We start from the raw sequence: 17,375 nt of genomic DNA on the forward strand, positions 1-17,375 counted from the left end.
TCGTGAGGTTGCGGCTGGCGATGTCCGCCTTTATACCGCACCGCGGGCACGCATTTGTATCCCAATGTATCGCGCCGCCGCGACGACACACAACATTGCACGCACGCGGCTCGCCGGACACATCGCAGATACGTCGGCGCGGCCCAATGAGGGCTGTCGAAACCAGTCCGGCCGACGCGATCGCGCGGCGGCCGGCCGAACCGGAGAACCGCCATGCTGCCCAGACTCAAGACTGCCGCCCTCGTGATCGCGCTCGCTGCCACGGCCGGGATCGCCGCGTTCGCCGGCACCCGCGACGACGCGGGCATGACGGCCTCGCTCGCCGGCACGCCGGCGCCCGACTTCACCGGCATCGAGCGCTGGCAGAACAGCGCGCCGCTCAAGCTCGCGCAGCTGCGCGGCAAGGTCGTGCTCGTCGATTTCTGGACCTACTCGTGCATCAACTGCATTCATACGATTCCGTACGTGAACGACTGGTACCGGAAGTATCGCGACCAGGGGCTGGTCGTGGTCGGCGTGCATACGCCCGAGTATCCGTTCGAACGCGATCCGAAGAACGTCGCCGATGCGCTCAAGCGCTTCGACATCCAGTATCCGGTCGCGCAGGACAACCGCTACGACACGTGGCGCGCGTACGGCAACCAGTACTGGCCGGCGCTGTACCTGATCGACGCGAACGGGAAGATCGTCTATACGCGCTATGGCGAGGGCGGGTACGACAAGACCGAGGCGGCGATTCGCGAGGCGCTGGTGCAGGCGCAGGCCCAGGCGGGCGAAGGCACGAAGGGCGCGATGCGTACGCAGTAACGGGCGCGGGCCGGGGCGGCAGGCGCCCCGGGCGATTCGCCGCCGCTCACTTGAGCTTCGCGTCCGCCTCCGCCAGCATCGCCTCCCCGATCGCGAGCTGCCCGTCCGCGATCAGCGCGTCGCCCGCGCCGCGGATATCGTCGACCGCCTTGTTCTGCCCGAGCTTGCGCTTGCCGACGAGCCGCGTGATCTCGATCTGCAGCCCGACGATCGACTGCAGCATCGTGTCGAGATAGTCCTTCGGCGCGTCGGCCATCTTCCACGGCGCCGGCTGCGACGCCTCGTGCGTGCGGGTCAGCCGCGCGACCACGCCGCGCACGAACTTCTCGTCGTCGCGCACCGTGATGCGGCCGTGCGCGTGCACGACCACGTAGTTCCACGTCGGCACCTGCCGGTGCGCGACGTGCTTGCTCGGGTACCAGTTCGGCGAGATGTACGCATCGCCGGCACGGAAGATCACGAGCACCTCGTCGCCGTTCGCGACCGCCTGCCAGACCGGATTCGCGCGCGCGACGTGCGCCTGCAGCTCGCCGAGGCCGCCGTCGCCCGGCAGCAGTTCGAACGGAATGTGGTTCGCGTCGAGCCCGCGCTTGCCATGCGTGACCAGGCTGCCGAACGGATGCTGGACGATCAGCTCGCGCAACGCGTCGGGACGGGATTCGGCGAAATCGGCGGGGACATACATGGCGGCTCCACGGTCGGACGGGGTTCAGGAAGAAACGCACCCGAAACAGGCGCGTCATGCCCCGATTGTGAGCGCTAACTGGTTTATGCTGTAGAGCCGGTTTCGAACAATTTCAGCAGACCAGAATCATGGCCAGAACCGCCCGGATCGTCGAAATCCCGTCGCTCGGCGCGCTCGACCGCGCGGCCGGCGACCTGAGCCGTCAGCTCGCGCAGGCGTTGCGGGACGCGGTGCGCCGCGGCGACGTGCGGCCCGGCGACACGCTGCCTTCGACGCGGCTGCTCGCGGCATCGCTCGAGGTTGCACGCGGCACCGTCGTCGACGCGTATGCGCAGCTCGTCGCCGAAGGCTTCCTGGAGTCGCGCGGCGGCGCCGGCACGCGGGTCGCGAACGCGCTGGCCGAGCCGCCGCCGGCCGGCGAACCAGCGGCCGCGCACCCGCGCGCCGCGCACACCGGCCTGCCCGAGCCGGCCGCGACGTTCGCGCGGATCGCCCGCGAATTCCGGCCGCTGCCGGCCGCACCATTCGCGATCTCGGTGCCGGCCGGGCTCACCGCGCCCGACGACATCTGGCGGCGGCTCGGCAACCGGCTGCGCGCACGCGGTGCCGGTGCGCCGTCCGGCTATGCGGATCCGCAAGGCGCGTTGCCGCTGCGTGAAGCGATCGCCGATTACGTGCGCCGCTCGCGCTCGGTGCGCTGCAGCGCCGATCAGGTCGTGATCACGAGCGGCACGCAACAGGGACTGCACCTCGCGAGCCAGGTGCTGCTCGGCGCGCACGATCGCGCGTGGGTCGAGAATCCCGCCTATCGCGGCATCACCGCGCTGCTCGAGAGCACCGGGCGACGCGATGCGATGGTGCGCGTGCCGGTCGACGCGGACGGCATCGACGTCGAGGCCGGCATCCGCGTCGCACCGGACGCACGCGCGGCCTTCGTCACGCCGTCGCACCAGTACCCGTTGGGGATGCCGATGAGCATGGCGCGGCGCAACGCGCTGCTCGGCTGGGCGCGCACGCATCAAGCCTGGGTGGTCGAGGACGATTACGACAGCGAGCTGCGCTACGAAGGCTATCCGTTTCCGTCGCTGCAGGGGCTCGACCCCGAGCGCGTGGTTTATCTCGGCACCTTCAGCAAGATCCTGTTTCCGTCACTGCGGCTCGGCTACGTAATCGCGCCCGACGATCTCGTGCCGGCCTTCTGCGGTGCACGCGTACTGATGGATCGCCATGCGCCGACCGCCGATCAGCACGTGCTCGCCGCGTTCATCGCGGAAGGCCATCTCGACCGCCACATTCGCCGCGTGCGCGGCGTCTACGCGGAACAGCGCGCGCTGCTGATCGACACGCTCGGCGCGCGGCTGCCGCGCGAGCGCGCGTGGGTGCAGCCGGGCGATCAGGGCATGCACGTCGTGCTGTGGCTCGCGCAAGGGATCGACGATCGCGACGTGGTGGCGCGCGCCGCGCAGGCGGGCGTCGCAGTGCGTGCGGTGTCGCCGATGTTCGCGCCGGGCACCGAGCGTCCGGGCCTCGTGCTCGGTTTCGGCGGGTTCGATCGCGCGCGGATGGAGGCGGCCGCCCAGCGGCTCGCGGATGTGGTGGGCGACGCGGCCGGCGCCGATTCATCGGACGAATCACGACGCCGCACGCGATCAAAGGTTGTGCGCGGGCAACAAACGTAATCGTCTGTAAATCCTGGGAGAAAACCGGCATTTTGGCCACAGCCAACGTTGCGCGGTTTGCTAGGATCGCGCCTTTCCCGACCGCGCTCCTGCCGCCGTGAATCGCTTCGTGCCGTTTCTCCGCAACCTTTGGCTTCGCTGCCGTGACGGCGCCCGCGCGCTGGGCGCCGGCGCGTGGCAACGCCTGCGCCATCCGACGCGCCGCGGCGTCGCGCTGACGCTCGCCGCAATACCTGTGCTCGGCCTGCTGGTCCTGCTCGCGTTCGTGCCGTTCACGCCGAGCATCGGCGACATCCGCAAGGCGCGCATCGACCGCCCCGCGCGCGTGCTGTCGGCCGATGGCCAGCTGATCGCCGAATTCCGGCCCGTCAACCGCGAATGGGTGCCGCTCAAGCAGATCTCGCCGCACATGGTCGACGCGCTGATCGCGACCGAGGACCACCGCTTCTACGCGCATCACGGCATCGACTGGCGCCGCACGCTCGCGGCCGGCCTGCATACGTTCTCGGGCAGCCGCCAGGGCGGCTCGACGATCACCCAACAGCTCGCGCGCAACCTGTACCCGGATGAAGTCGGCCGCGCGCCGACGCTCACGCGCAAGATGAAGGAGCTGATCACCGCGTTCAAGATCGAGACGGTGTATAGCAAGGACGAGATTCTCGAGACCTACCTGAACACCGTGCCGTTCCTGTACAACGCGTTCGGCGTCGAAATGGCCGCGCGCACCTATTTCGGCAAATCGGCGAACCAGCTCGACGTCGTCGAAAGCGCGACGCTCGTCGGGATGCTGAAGGGCAACAGCTACTACAACCCGGTGCTGAACCCGGAGCGGGCCGTCCAGCGCCGCAACATCGTGCTTGCACGGATGGCGGCGATGGGCATGCTGTCGCCGCAGCAGCTCGCGCGATTGCAGCGCCGGCCGCTGCGCGTCGACTTCGAGCCGCAGACGGCACAGCCCGGCCCGGCTCCGCACTTCGCGGTGCAGCTGCGCAAATGGCTGATCGCATGGGCCGACCGGAACAACTACGACCTCTACTCGGACGGCCTCGTCGTGCGCACGACGCTCGATGCACGGCTGCAGGACATGGCGACGCAAGCGCTGACCCGGCAGACCGAACGGCTGCAGGCGGTCGCCGACGGCGCATGGCGCGGCCCGTCCGGCTGCGGGCTGCGCAACGACCTGTTCCGCGGCTTCATCCGGCAGACATCGGACTACCGCGACGCGCGCGATGCAGGGCTCGCCGATGCGGCGGCACTGAAGCAGCTCGCCTCGAATCGCGCGTTCATGCAGGCGTTGTGCGAACGCAAGACGCAGGTGCAGGCCGGCTTCGTCGCGATAGATCCACGCAACGGCGCGATCCGAGCGTGGGTCGGCAGCCCCGATTTCGGCAGCGAGCCGTTCGATCACGTCACGCAGGCGCGGCGCCAGCCGGGCTCGACCTTCAAGCCGTTCGTCTATGGCGCCGCGTTCGCGGACGGGATGCGTCCGGGCGATACGTTCGTCGACCGCCCCGTCGCGATCCCGATCGACGCGCACACGGTGTGGCATCCGACCGATGCAGAGCCGCCGACCGACGCGCCGATGACGCTGCGCGACGCGCTCGCGCTGTCGCGCAATCGCATCACCGCGCAGGTGATGCAGCGCGAAGGCGCGGCCAGGGTCGCGCAGCTCGCGCGCGCGATGGGCGTGCGCGACAGCCCGCTCGACGCGGTGCCGTCGCTCGCGCTCGGCACGAGCCCCGTCACGCTGAAGGAGATGGTGTCCGCGTACGGGACGATCGCGAACCGCGGCGTGTACGTCGCGCCGCAGATGATCACGCGCATCGAGGATCGCGACGGCAAGGTGCTCGCCGCATTCGGCAGCGCGCCGCCCGAACGCGCGCTGCCGGTGGCCGCCGCGCAGACGCTGGTCGACGTGATGCGCGGCGTCGTCGATTACGGGACCGGTGCCGACATTCGCTCGCGCTACGGGATTCGCATCGACGTCGCGGGCAAGACCGGCACGACGCAGGACAACACGGACGGCTGGTTCATCCTGATGCATCCGCAACTGGTGGCCGGCGCATGGGTCGGCTTCGACGACGGCAGCGTGACGCTGCGCAGCGACTACTGGGGTGCGGGCGCGCACAGCGCGTTGCCGATCGTCGGTTCGTTCTACGATGCAGCGCTGCGGGCGCGGGCGATCGACCCGCATGAGCAGTTCTCGCCGGACTTCCGGCCGCGCAGCGCACCGGCGCCGAAGCGGCGCGCGCCGCAGCATTCGGGCCTGTTCGATTGGTTGAGGTTCTTTCGCTGATCGGGATAGCTGCGCGCCGGGCTACCGAGGCGTCGTCGTCGCGTGCCCGTCTGCGTACAGCCACACGGGCACGCCGTCGTCGCGCAATGCGGCGACCGGTTCGTCCATGCTCCAGCGCCGCGCGATCTCAACACGGCGAACGAACCACGGCATCAGCGTCACATGCCCTGCATTGTCGTCGCGATCGTCGTCGAACAGCGCATCGTCGCCGATCCGCGTGTAACGTGCCGGATGCAGCACGGTGCCGTCCGCGCGCAGCACCGTCGCCCGCACGTCGTTGCCGCCCTCGTCCTGCACGCAGGCCAGCCAGCCGTGATCGGCTCCCCAGAACAGGCCGGCCACGTCGTCGTAGCGCCCCTGCGCGACCGTCCCGCCTGTCTCGAGATCGCAGATCGCGAGTTGCCCCGGCTCGCCCGGCAGAACGCCGATCGCGTAACGCGTGAACAGCTCGCCCGGCACGGGTTCGTCGTCGGGCAACCACGTCAGCGCCCCCATGTTGACGAAGTCGAACGGCGTCAGCACGCGGCCCTGCCCGTCGACGATCGCGCAACGCCCGTCGTCGCGCCGCACGATATGGCGGATCGCGCCGAGCGCGTCGAGCATCTCCGCCCGCTCACCGTCGGTCAGCGGAGCGACTTCCGCGTAATGCGGTTCGACAATCACCCGACCTTTCGCATCGACGAGACCGACGCGACCGTCGCGCCGTGCGACGAACGCGCCGCACGCTGACGACCATTCGAGCGCCGTCCACTCGGGCCGTGCGTGCCATTGCCCGTCGCGCCCGATCAGCCCCCACTGCTCGCCTTCGGCTACCGCCGCGACGGCGCCGTTCACGAATTCGTGCGCGTCGTCGAAGCGCGGCGGAATCGCCCACGCGCCACGCGCATCGACGAAGCCCCAGCGGCCATTCAGGCTCGCCGACGCGACGCCGCCGGTGAACTCGCCGAAATCGTCGAGCGACGGCTCGAGCGCCCACGCACCGTCCGTGCGCACGAGCCCGAACCGCTCGCCGACGCGCACGCAGGCGACGTCGCCGCTGAAATCCCACACCGCATCGAACGCCGGTTCGCGCACGATCCTGGCACCGTCGCCCTCACCGTCCCCATCGGCAAGCAGCAGGCCGACCTTGCCGTCGCGTGCGGCCCACAACAACCGGTCGTCACGCGCGCCACTGGCCCACAGGTTCGTCCATTCGGGCGGCACGATCACGTCCCACGCGTCGTCGGTTTCGCGCCGCACGCCCCAGAGGCCGTTGCGTCCGCGAAAGCTGAACGTGTCGTGATCGAGCCAGTTGCCGTGCAGTTCGCCGGCGTCGAACATCTCGGCGAACGTCACGCGGCGCGGCGGATTCTGGCGCCGGAAATAATGATGCGACACGCCGCCGAACCCAAAGCCCCACGCCCAGTCGCGCCAGTCGGCAGGCGTGTCGATCTCGAGTACGTCGCGCACACCGCGCACGTCGCGGAAGTCCATGCAGTTCGCGACGCGCCACCACAGGCGCGTGCAGGCATCGCGTTCCTCGTCGATGTAGTCGTTCGGATCGCCGTCGTCGAACCATGACAGTTCGTCGAGGTTCGCGGATAGTCGCGGCGCGCCGTGCGCATCGCCGAGCGCATCGATCGATTCGCCGAGATGGCGCACGACCGCATCGAACTGGCGCGCAAGCGCCGGATCGTCGCCCGGCAGCGGATACGCGGTGACGAACGCCGCGAGCCGGCTGATGCGTGCAAGCGCGGCGCGTGCATCGCTCACGAGATTCGGCGTGCCCGCGTCGCCGAACACACGCTGATCGGCAATCGCGTCGCCCGCGCCGCCGTCGGCGAGCAGCACGCGCCACAGCAGCGGGAAGTGGTTATTGGATTCCGCGAACTCGATCGTTCGCGCGACGTCGCCGTCACCGGCCTGCAGATACAGCCATGCTCGATTGCCCATCGGAAGGAGTCGCCTCGTTGTTATGTCGTCGTGTGCAGCAACCTGCCGGTCCGTCTCGCCATCAGCGCGCGGCAACCGTCTTCACGGCGCCGGGGGCGAATCGCCGCTGCGCGCGACCGGATGGAGCTCGATGCCGTCGACCTGAAAACCTTGCACCATCAGCAGCAGGACACCCGTGGTCGAATGCTTCGTCGTGAAGTTGCTGCCCGTGATCGACGTGACCTGATAGGGCGAGCCGATCGGCATCTTGATCAGTTCGCCGCCCGGCACGTCGAGCACGCACGCGTCGGCAGGCGGCTTCTCCGGACCGTCCATATCGAGCTCCGCCACGCGCGCCGGGGCCGTTTCGGCGCTCCAGCGGCCGGCATCACGCGCACGCAGCACGAAGCCGTCGCCCGCCTTCTCCACCCGCAGGGTCGCGGGCTTGCCGGCGGCCGGCGCGTAATCGCCCAGCAGCCCATCGCAAGCACTACCGGCTCGCGCGGACAGCGAGACGAACAACATCAGACAGAAGACGGGGATACGCACGGGGAGCCTCTCGGAATCGAATTATTGTCGGAATGCCGGCGCGGGCGCGCGCGGCGGCAGCGACACGCTCGGGCGCTGCCGGACGCCAATATAGCGAATACGATCGAGGTATGCCAGCCTGACACGCATAGCGCGGCGCGGAGAGACGACAGGACGCGTGCGCGGCATCCTGCTCCGCCCGTGCACGGCCCGGGGCCGTCTGGAAGAAGTGCCGACCGGTCGAGCGACCGGCCGGAAAGCATGCCTGGGCGCTCAGTGCGCCGCGAGCGTATCAGCCAGCATGTCGAATTCCGGCGCCCACGCCGCGCGCCATGCGGCCTTCGTGTCATCGTCGACCCACGCGCCGTCGATCCCGTTCAGCATGAACTGCTTCAGGTCGGCGATCGTGAAGCCGAAATGGCTGAACATCAGCTCCCACGCCTCGGACGGATTCACCTTGTGCAGCGTCGGATCGTCGGTGTTCGGATGGATCTTCAGCCCGAGGCCCGGCATCTTGCGCATCGGATGCCGCTCCGCCCATTGGTCCGGCGGCAGCGTGCGCAGGTAGTACGAATTGGTCGGCACGACCGTGAAGACGATCCCGCGTTCCGCATAGCGCGCGCAGAGCTCGGGGTTGTCGACGATCGTATAGCCGTGATCGACGCGATCGACGTGCAGCAGATCGACCGCCGTCTCGACGTTGCGCCACGGCATCCCGAACTCGCCCGCATGCGCGGTCGTGCGAAAGCCCGCCGCACGCGCGTCGCGATACGCCTTCCAGAACAATTCCGGCGGCCGGTCGTTCTCGCGATAGTCGATCCCGAGCCCCGCGACTTCGTCCGCGCGATTCGCCTTCATCCAGTCGACGATCGCGACTGCTTCGTCCGGGTCCTGCTCGCGGTCGATGCTCGGAATCAGGCGCGCGCCGATTCCGAAATCGCGCGCGGCATCGCGCATCCCCGTCACGATCGCGGCCTGTGCATCCGCATACGGAATGCCCGACACGCGCACCGTACCCGTAGGATTCCAGAAGAATTCCGCATGTCGGACGTTGTGCGCGGCCGCATCCTCGAGATACTCGTATGCGATCCGCCGCAGGTCGTCGGGCCGCGTGAGCAGGTATCGGTCGAGCGCGCGCAGCACGTGCAGCACGCCGACCGGCTTCTCGCCCCGCGCATAGAACGCGTCGATCTCCGCGCGCTCGATCGGTGCGCCGCTGCGCTGCGCGAGCGCGACGAACGTGTCGTGCCGCACCGCGCCGAGCAGGTGGCAATGCAGCTCGACCTTCGGCAGCGCGTGGAAGAAGGCCCGATGAGCGGCCGTGATCTCGATGCCCGTGCGCGCGGCCGGGACGTTGCCTGGTGTTCCCTTCATGTGTGTCTCTTTTGCGGTAGTGCCGATGCGTCGTGAAAAGCGTCTCTCAGTGCGGCTTCACGACGGTCCAGAAGTAGTAGCCGAGCGGCAGCGCGAGCACGACGAGCCCCCACGACACGTCGCGCCAGCGGCCGGCCAGCAGCTTGACGAGCACGTAGCACAGCAGCCCGCCCGCGATGCCGGTGCCGAAGCTGTTCGACATCAGCGTGAGCAGCACCATCGACATCACGGGCAGTGCATCGGTGAAGTCGTCGAAGTGGGTATGGCGGATCGTCGCGAACATCGACAGCCCGATCAGGATCAGCGCCGGCGCGGTCGCCTCCTTCGGGATCGCGAGCGCGACCGGCACGAACAGCAGCATCGCGGCGAACAGCACGGCCGCCGCCAGCGACGACAGCCCGCTGCGGCCGCCGGCCTCGACGCCCGCCGCCGATTCGATCAGCGCGGTCAGCGCGGGAATGCCGAACACGGGGCCGAACGTCGCGGCGAGCGAGTCGACCAGGAACGGCCGGTTGATGTTCGGCAGGTTCCCTTGCCCGTCGAGCAGGTTCGCCTTCGCGCCGACCGCGAGCGCGGTGCCGAGCGTCGAGAAGAATTCCGCCGCGAAGAACGCGAACAGGTACGGCGCGGCCGCAAGCGTCAACGCGCCGCGCAGGTCGAGCTTGAACGCGATCGGCGCGATGCTGTGCGGCAGCGACACGAACGACGCGGGCAGATGCGTGACGCCGAGCGGCACGCCGGCCGCGGCCGCGACGAGAATCGCGATCAGGATCGCGCCGGGCACCTTGCGCGCCTGCAGCACGATCGCGACCGCGAGACCGATCAGCGCGACGAGCGCACCCGGCCGCGAGAAGTCGCCGAGCGCGAACGCGTTGGTCTTCGCGTTCGCGACGACCATCCCTGCATTGCGCAGCCCGAGCATCGTCACGAACAGGCCGATCGATGCGCCGAGCCCGAGCTTGATCTGCACCGGAATCAGCCGCATCACGACGCCGCGCGCGCCGAAGATCGTCAGCAGGAAGAACAGCACGCCCGACACGCACGCGATGCCGAGGCCCGTCTGCCAGCCGACGTGTTCCGTCGTCGCGAGCGTCACGCCGATGATCACCGAGCCGCCGATGCCGGGGCCGACGAGGAACGGCAGGTTCGCGTAGAGGCCCATCAGCGTCGTAAACAGCACGAACACGATGATCGTCGCGGTCGTCGCCGCGCCGCGCTCCATCCCGCCCGTCGCGAGCAGCGACGGGATCACGACGAGCAGGTAAGCGGCCGCGAGAAACGACGTGATGCCGGCGAGCGTCTCGGTGCGCACGCTCGTGCCGCGCGCCGCGAGCGCGAAGCGCCGTTCGAGCCAGTTGGCCGGCGTACGCGCCGGCATCGTGTCAGTCGCTGACATGGTGGTTCTCCTGTGATTCCGATTATTGTCCTGTGTCGGTTCGCGCGGCGCGGCCCTATACTGCCGCGTACCGCATCCGACCGTTATTGCCCGATGTCGTCCGACCGCTCGTCGCTGTTACCCGCACTCACGCTGCGGCAGGTCCAGCACTTCGTCGTCCTTGCGCACGCGCGCAGCTTCACGCAGGCCGCGCAGGCGCTGTCGCTCACGCAGCCCGCGCTCACCGCGTCGATCCGCCAGATCGAGTTCCTGCTCGGCGGGCGCCTGTTCGCGCGCACCGCACATCGACTCACGCTCACCTCCGCCGGCGAGGCCGTGCTGCCGCTCGCCGAGCGGCTGCTGAACCAGGCGCGCGGCACCTTCGACGACATGACGCGGCTCATCGGCGAACGCATCCAGACGGTGCGCATCGCATTCATCCCGTCGGTCGCCGGCCGCCTGCTGCCCGCGCTCAACGCACTGCGCGGCACGCATCCGGCGCTGCGCTTCACGCTCACCGATCTGCCGAACAGCGCGCTCGTCGAAGCCGTGCGCGACGGCGTCGCGGATCTCGGCATCGGCGTGCGCGAACCCGACAGCGACGACGGCACGCTGCACTATCGGCAGCTCTTCGAGGACGAGATCGTGATCGTCGTGCGGCACGACGATCCGCTCGCGGGCGCGAAGAGCGTCACGTGGGCGAAGCTCGTCGACCGCGAGCTGGCCGTGTTCGTGCGCGGCAGCGTCAGCGAGTCGCTGCATCGCACCGGCGGCGCCGCGAAGCTGCGCCTGAACGTCGCGTACCGGATGGAATACACGGAGCCGCTGTACGCGCTCGCGCGCAACGGCCTCGCGACCGCGGTGCTGCCGAGCCTCTACACGATGCATCTGCACGATCCCGAGCTCGTCGCGCTGCGTGTGGAAAAACCGCGCGTCACGCGTGCGATCTCGCTGATCTCGCTCGCCGCCGACGATCGCGGCCCGCACGTGCGCACCTGCCGTGAGTGGATTGCGAAGCACATCTGATCCGGTTCGGCGCGGGGCACGTCGCGTTGCGTCACGTCGCCTTCAGGGCAGCTTCGCGATGCGCTCGGCGAGCGTCGCGTAGAAGCGGTCCGCGTCGACCTCGTTGATCCACGTCGCGTTCGGCGCGCGACCGCTGCGCCCGTTCCAGTCGATCACCGTCTCGCCGAGCGTCCACTGCCCGGTCGTCTCGACGACGACGTTCACCTTGCGTCCATTGAACAGCGTCGGATCGACGAGATAGCCGACCGCCGTCGGGTCGTACATCGGCCCGTCGTCGACGCCGCGCCGCTTCTTGTTGTACGCGAGCTCGGCGTCCATGATGTCCGCGACGATCGCGCCGCAGCGATTGCCGAGCGCTCGGAACGGCGCGACGCGCGCCGGCGTGATCGGCGCCTTCACCGCGACGTCGCGCGGCAGCACGACGATCGGCACCCCGCTGCCGAATACGATTTCGGCCGCCTGCGGATCGACGTAGATGTTGAACTCCGCGGCCGGCGTGATGTTGCCGCGCTCGAAAAACGCGCCGCCCATCAGCACGATCTCGCGCAACGCGCCGCGAATCTGCGGCGCTTCGACCAGCGCGGTCGCGATGTTCGTCAGCGGGCCGAGCGCACACAGCGTCACGCTGTTCGGCGCCGCGCGGCTCAGCGTATCGACGAGGTACGACACCGCATGCCCGGCCGCGAGCGGCGCGCGCGGTTCGTGCAGCGCGACACCTTCGAGGCCGGTCTTGCCGTGCACGTTCGCAGCCGTCACAAGTTCGCGCACGAGCGGGCGCGGGCAACCCGCGAAGACCGGCAGCGTCTGCGTGCGGCCGGCCCAGTCGCGGATGATCCGCGCATTGCGTTCGGTCAGCTCGAGCGGCACGTTGCCGGCCACGGCGGTCAGCGCGCGCACGTCGAGGCGGTCCTGCGCGCCCAGCGCGAACAGGATCGCGATGGCATCGTCCTGCCCCGGGTCGGTATCGATGATCACCGTGCGGCGCGCGGCGTCGCCGCCGGCCGCGAACGCGCCCGTTTCGGGCAGCAGCGCGGTGCCGGCCAGCGCGGCGGACAGTTTCAGGAAGGTGCGGCGGGATGCGATCGGATGGGTCATGGTCGGGCTCTCAGAATACGTGCCGCACGCCGAGCGTCGCCATCATCTGGCGCGTGCCGGTCGAGCGTGCGTACGCGAAGATTTGCGCGTGCTGCGCGTCGCCGGCCGCCTGCTGCGCGATCACCGTCAGCGCGACGTCAGTGCGTTTCGACAGGAAGTAGTCGGCCTGCAGGTTCACCTGATGCCATTTCGGCCGCTTGTCGATCACGTCGTACTTGCCGTTCGTGAACGCATACGCGGCACCGAGAAAGAGCTGCGGCGTCATCGTATAGACGACGTTCACGCCGACGTTCTGCAGGTGCAGATGCGAATTGTCGAGGTAATCGTAGCGCACGTCGGTAAACAGCGCCGCGAACTGCGCGCGGCCGATCGTGTAGAAGCCGCCCGTGCCCGCGATGCGCTGCCGGCTCGCGAACACCGCCGGCGACATCGCGCTCTTCGCGAAGATCAGGAGCGGCGAACCATAGTCGTTCGCGATCGCGCCGTCCTGATTCGTGCTGCTGTAGGGATGGTTGTACTGCGCATAGACCACGCTCCAGCGCAGCGGGCCGCGCTCGTAGCCGAGACCGAAGCTGTACGCGCTGTTGTTCGCGAAGCCGGTCGCGTTGCTGAAGCCGTACAGCGCGGTGAATTTCAGGCCGTAGTAGACGGGGCTCACGTACTTCACCGAGTTCTGCACGCGGATGTCGTTGTAGCCGTTGTCGTTGTCGCCGATGTTCACGCCGTTGCTCGCGATGATCACGGGCCCGATGTAGTCGTGGATCGCGTCGTACTGGCGGCCGAACGTCAGCGACCCGTAGGTGCGGTCGGCGAGGCCCACGTAGGCCATGCGCCCGAACTCGCGGCCGTTCTGCGCGGCCGTGCCCGTCATCACGTTGAAGCCGTTCTCGAGCTGGAAGATCGCCGACAGCCCCTGCCCGAGATCCTCCTTGCCCTTCAGCCCCCAGCGCGGGTTCTGGTTCGTGCCGGACAGCGCCTGCCACGCGTTCTTGCCGCCCTGGTTGGTCGCGTACCCGACGCCAGCCGAGATGAGACCGTACAGCGTGATGCTGCTTTGCGCACCGGCATGGGTCGCGAAGGCGCCGAGCATCGCGAGCGGAGCGAGCTTGTAGAGAGTTTTCATGCGGGTCGTATGGTCGGTGAGAGTCCGGGCGCGGCAGGTTTTCCGCGAAACCGGACTCGACTATACGAATCGCGATCGGATAATAAAAGTTTGCTTTTCTTATGTATCCATAAAACGGATTTATTCTTATCCGACCACCTCCCGCAGCGGACCGGCTGCCGTCAGTCCGCCGTGTCGCCGTTCTTCGGCAACTTCGACCACGCGTTGCGCCCCGGCGCCGGCGACCATGCCGGACGCGTCTTGCGCGCGCTGTCGATCACGACCAAGTAGCGGCCGGCGATCGGCGTGATGTCGCGATCATGACGCAGCACCCACAGCGACTTGCCGGCTTCGACGCGCGCCTGATAGTCGTCGTCGAGAATGCCGTGCCGGTCGAGGAACGTGTTCAGCGACGCGGGAATCCGCACACAGCCTTTCGAGTGGCGGATGCCCAGCAGCGCCTCGAGGCGGTCGGGGTCGGTCGCGTGCATCTGGAAACGCATCGGCGACTTGCCGCCCTTGCCCCAGCCGCGCTCGCCGTCCACCCAGCCGAAGTCGTAGATGCGCATGTCGCGATGGCCGTAGCCGCGAATGCCGTTGTCGTTCGTCGTGCCTTCCGCGCGGAAGTCCATGTTGTCGGGTGAGTGATGGAACACGCCGAGCGGCGTCAGGAAGTGATCGTACTTGCCGGGCCAGCCGGTGCCGACCGGCGACGCGCCGATCATCAGCCACGCATTGGTCGGCGTCGCGCGGAAGTAGATGAACAGCGCCTGCACGTTCGGCGCGCGGTCGACCATCACGATGTACTCGCCGGCGAGGTCGCCGAGGTTCGCATCGGCGAGGGCTTTCTGAAGGCGCACGCCGTACGCGCGCTGCTCGCTCGCGGGCACGTTCAGGCGCCGCGTGACTTCCTGCGTGAAGTCCTTGTGCATGTCGACCGCTCGCGCGGTGGCGTTCTTTGCTTCGTCGGCCGACAGCGGCGGGTGCCGGCGCGGCGGCGTGGGCGCGGGAGCCTCGGCTTCGCTCGCCGGCGTGCCGGAAGCGGCCGATGCGGGCGATGCGGTGGACGCGGAGGATGCTGCTGATGCCGCGCTGGCCGGTGCAGCATGATTCACAGTGGATGCCGCTGATGCCGCGCTAGCCGGCGCAGCATGATGCACGGCGGATGCCGCCGATGCCCCGCTCGCCGGCGCAGCATGATTCACGGCGGACGCCGCCGATGCTCCGTTGGTCGGCGCAGCATGATTCACGGCCGATGCCGCCGATGCCCCGCTGGCCGGCGCAGCACGATGCACGGCCGATGCCGCAGACGCCCCGTTGGCCGACGAAGCACGATGCACGGCGGATGCACCAGACGACGGCATTGCCGCCGACGGCGCAGACGCCGCCGAAGCCGGATGCGCGGGCGACGCAGTTGATGAGGATGACGTAGCACCAGACGACGGCACGTCGGACGCGGCAAAGGCTGACCGCTCGACAAGCACGGAGATCGGGAGCGCGGCCGCGAGCCACATGGACGCGGCGACGGCGAGGGTACGGCAACGCGGCTTGGGCAGCAACCGCGTCAGGTCGGAAAGCATCATACGATCGAGGCCATCGGCCGATCCGGCCGCCGCATAGGGCGAACGGCGCGTCTTCCGCACGAGCCATCGACACGCCGCAGGCATCGCATGCCTCGGCGCCGACGCCTCTTCGCGGTGGGCCGTTCGCAGTACAGCGCGTTCGGCACGATGGCGGCTAATGAGTCGTCAGGTCTTTCATTCTACCCGCGCGAATGACGATCCGCAGGGCCGAACCCCCGGTTTGACGGCGGTTTTGCGCTTCGTCACGCTTTGTTTCAACTCGTTGCCGATTGCTTCTTCGCCGCATGGCAGGCTGTTACGTTGCGCGTTTTCAGCAACGCCGCGCTCGCGTGCCGTACCCAACACACGAGCGCCCCACCCGCCTCCCTACTTCGAAATCGCTTCAAGCGCGATGCCTTTGGTGCGCGGCCCCATCAGCCCGATCGCGGCCATCACGATCACCATCGCGCCGGCGATGAACGCGAACACGCCGAACGTGCCGAAGCCTTTCAGCACGGCCGCGATCACGAACGACGAGAAGATCGCCGAGAAGCGGCTCCACGAGTAGACGAAGCCCACCGCGCGTGCGCGGATCGACGTCGGGAACAGTTCGGCCTGATACGCATGGAAGCTGTACGACATGATGTTGCTCGCGAGCGTGAGGCCGATGCCGAGCACGATCAGGAACGCGCCCACCGTCGTCTGGCTGAACATCAGCCCGCAGACGACGATCGCCGCCGCCATCGCGACGATCACCGACTTGCGCTCGAAACGGTCGGCGATCACGAGGCCGATCAGCGGACCGAGCGGCGCCGCGAGCGCGATCACGCTCGAATACATGAGGCTCGACGTGATCGTGATGCCCTGCTTGATCAGCAGCGTCGGCACCCAGTTCGCGAAGCCGTAGAAACCGACCGTCTGAAACACGTTGAAGATCGTCATCATGATCGTGCGGCTGCGATACGGCGGCACCCACATGTCGCGGAAGCTACCGCGCGGCGGCACCGGCTCGGCCGGCGCGGGCGGCGGCAGCGGCCGGCCGTATTCGGCTTCGACCTTCGCCTCGAGCGCGCGCATGATGCGGTCGGCTTCCTCGATGCGCCCCTGCTGCGCGAGCCAGCGCGGGCTTTCCGGCAACGCGCGGCGAATCCACCACACGAACAGCGCGCCGTGCGCGCCGATCAGCACGACCCAGCGCCAGCCGTCGAGACCGAACGGCGCATGCGGCACGAGCAGGTACGCGAGGAACGCGACCACCGGCACCGCGACGAACCCGACCGCCTGTTCGCATGCGAATGCGCGGCCGCGGATCTGCTTTGGCACGAGTTCGGAGATATACGTGCCGATCGTGACCATCTCGACGCCCAGGCCGAGACCGACGACGAAGCGCCAGAAGTTCAATCCGCCTGCGGTGTCCTGGAACGCCATCACGACGTTGGCGGCCGTGTACCACAGCAGCGACCACGTGAAGATCGCCCGGCGGCCGAAGCGGTCCGCGAGGAAGCCGCATGCGATCGTGCCGATGAAGAGCCCGGAGAACAGCGCGGCGATGAAGCTCGCGACGCCCGTGGTGCCGAACAGGCCGTGCGTCGTCGCGGACAGGATCCCGCTTTTCACGAGGCCCGGCGCGATGTAGCCGCTGTACAGCAGGTCGTAGAGTTCGAAGAAGAAGCCGAGGCTCAGCAGCACGACGAGCTTCCAGACGCTGCGGGTCGGTGGCAGGCGGTCGAGGCGGGCTGAAATCGAGCCGGCGTCGATGGGGGCAGTTCGAAAGGTGTCCGCTACGGAAGCGGGATCAGGCACGGTCGATGCCATGGGGGCGAGTCTCCGGATTATTGATTGTCTTGGCGCTAGCAGAGGGCATTGGCAAGCGGCTTTGCGCATTTTAGCGAGGCGAGCGACCGAACACATCAATCGTTGAAGCACGGTCGCCGG

Annotated in this window: 13 protein-coding genes; 4 read left to right on the plus strand and 9 right to left on the minus strand. The window is 68.4% G+C overall.

What is annotated here, in order from left to right:
- Positions 1–213 precede the first annotated feature (213 nt).
- On the plus strand, positions 214–807 hold the full coding sequence (locus ABIC50_RS17890; protein ID WP_175667114.1) for a thioredoxin family protein: 594 nt from the start codon (positions 214–216) through the stop codon (positions 805–807).
- A gap of 46 nt (positions 808–853) precedes the next feature.
- Here ABIC50_RS17890 and ABIC50_RS17895 read toward each other — a convergent pair whose 3' ends face one another.
- Positions 854–1,492, minus strand: a complete 639-nt coding sequence (locus ABIC50_RS17895; RefSeq protein WP_354165851.1) for an FMN-binding negative transcriptional regulator — start codon at positions 1,490–1,492, stop codon at positions 854–856.
- A 128-nt stretch (positions 1,493–1,620) separates the two neighbouring features.
- Between ABIC50_RS17895 and pdxR the strand changes: the two genes are divergently transcribed.
- Together pdxR and ABIC50_RS17905 are read left to right on the plus strand one after the other, a co-directional pair.
- Positions 1,621–3,171, plus strand: coding sequence for a MocR-like pyridoxine biosynthesis transcription factor PdxR (gene pdxR, locus ABIC50_RS17900; RefSeq protein WP_354165853.1), 1,551 nt, complete (start codon positions 1,621–1,623; stop codon positions 3,169–3,171).
- 97 nt (positions 3,172–3,268) lie between these two features.
- Positions 3,269–5,467, plus strand: coding sequence for a penicillin-binding protein 1A (locus ABIC50_RS17905; RefSeq protein ID WP_354165855.1), 2,199 nt, complete (start codon positions 3,269–3,271; stop codon positions 5,465–5,467).
- A 21-nt stretch (positions 5,468–5,488) separates the two neighbouring features.
- On the opposite strand, the gene ABIC50_RS17910 is transcribed toward ABIC50_RS17905, so the two are convergent.
- The 4 genes from ABIC50_RS17910 to ABIC50_RS17925 form a co-directional block, all read right to left on the minus strand.
- On the minus strand, positions 5,489–7,399 hold the full coding sequence (locus ABIC50_RS17910; protein ID WP_354165857.1) for a WG repeat-containing protein: 1,911 nt from the start codon (positions 7,397–7,399) through the stop codon (positions 5,489–5,491).
- A gap of 81 nt (positions 7,400–7,480) precedes the next feature.
- Positions 7,481–7,927, minus strand: a complete 447-nt coding sequence (locus tag ABIC50_RS17915) for a hypothetical protein (RefSeq protein ID WP_354165859.1) — start codon at positions 7,925–7,927, stop codon at positions 7,481–7,483.
- Positions 7,928–8,179: 252 nt separating this feature from the next.
- On the minus strand, positions 8,180–9,280 hold the full coding sequence (gene add / locus ABIC50_RS17920) for an adenosine deaminase (protein ID WP_354165861.1): 1,101 nt from the start codon (positions 9,278–9,280) through the stop codon (positions 8,180–8,182).
- A gap of 46 nt (positions 9,281–9,326) precedes the next feature.
- Positions 9,327–10,676, minus strand: a complete 1,350-nt coding sequence (locus ABIC50_RS17925) for an NCS2 family permease (protein WP_165753796.1) — start codon at positions 10,674–10,676, stop codon at positions 9,327–9,329.
- 93 nt (positions 10,677–10,769) lie between these two features.
- Here ABIC50_RS17925 and ABIC50_RS17930 point away from each other — a divergent pair, with 93 nt between their 5' ends.
- Positions 10,770–11,681: a LysR family transcriptional regulator gene (locus tag ABIC50_RS17930; RefSeq protein WP_011659585.1), complete on the plus strand. Its 912-nt coding sequence runs from the start codon at positions 10,770–10,772 to the stop codon at positions 11,679–11,681.
- A gap of 42 nt (positions 11,682–11,723) precedes the next feature.
- Here ABIC50_RS17930 and ABIC50_RS17935 read toward each other — a convergent pair whose 3' ends face one another.
- The 4 genes from ABIC50_RS17935 to ABIC50_RS17950 form a co-directional block, all read right to left on the minus strand.
- The gene (locus ABIC50_RS17935; RefSeq protein ID WP_354165864.1) at positions 11,724–12,776 is read right to left on the minus strand and encodes a nucleoside hydrolase; all 1,053 of its coding nucleotides are present in this window, start codon (positions 12,774–12,776) and stop codon (positions 11,724–11,726) included.
- 10 nt (positions 12,777–12,786) lie between these two features.
- Positions 12,787–13,899, minus strand: a complete 1,113-nt coding sequence (locus ABIC50_RS17940; protein WP_175704811.1) for a porin — start codon at positions 13,897–13,899, stop codon at positions 12,787–12,789.
- Positions 13,900–14,060: 161 nt separating this feature from the next.
- Positions 14,061–15,545: a hypothetical protein gene (locus ABIC50_RS17945; RefSeq protein WP_354165866.1), complete on the minus strand. Its 1,485-nt coding sequence runs from the start codon at positions 15,543–15,545 to the stop codon at positions 14,061–14,063.
- A 282-nt stretch (positions 15,546–15,827) separates the two neighbouring features.
- Positions 15,828–17,255 carry an MFS transporter gene (locus tag ABIC50_RS17950; protein ID WP_175680535.1) on the minus strand — a complete coding sequence of 476 codons (1,428 nt, stop codon included), beginning with the start codon at positions 17,253–17,255 and terminating at the stop codon, positions 15,828–15,830.
- Positions 17,256–17,375 lie beyond the last annotated feature (120 nt).

This window comes from Burkholderia sp. 567 (assembly GCF_040545115.1).
In the GTDB taxonomy this organism is placed as follows: Bacteria; Pseudomonadota; Gammaproteobacteria; order Burkholderiales; family Burkholderiaceae; genus Burkholderia; species Burkholderia ambifaria.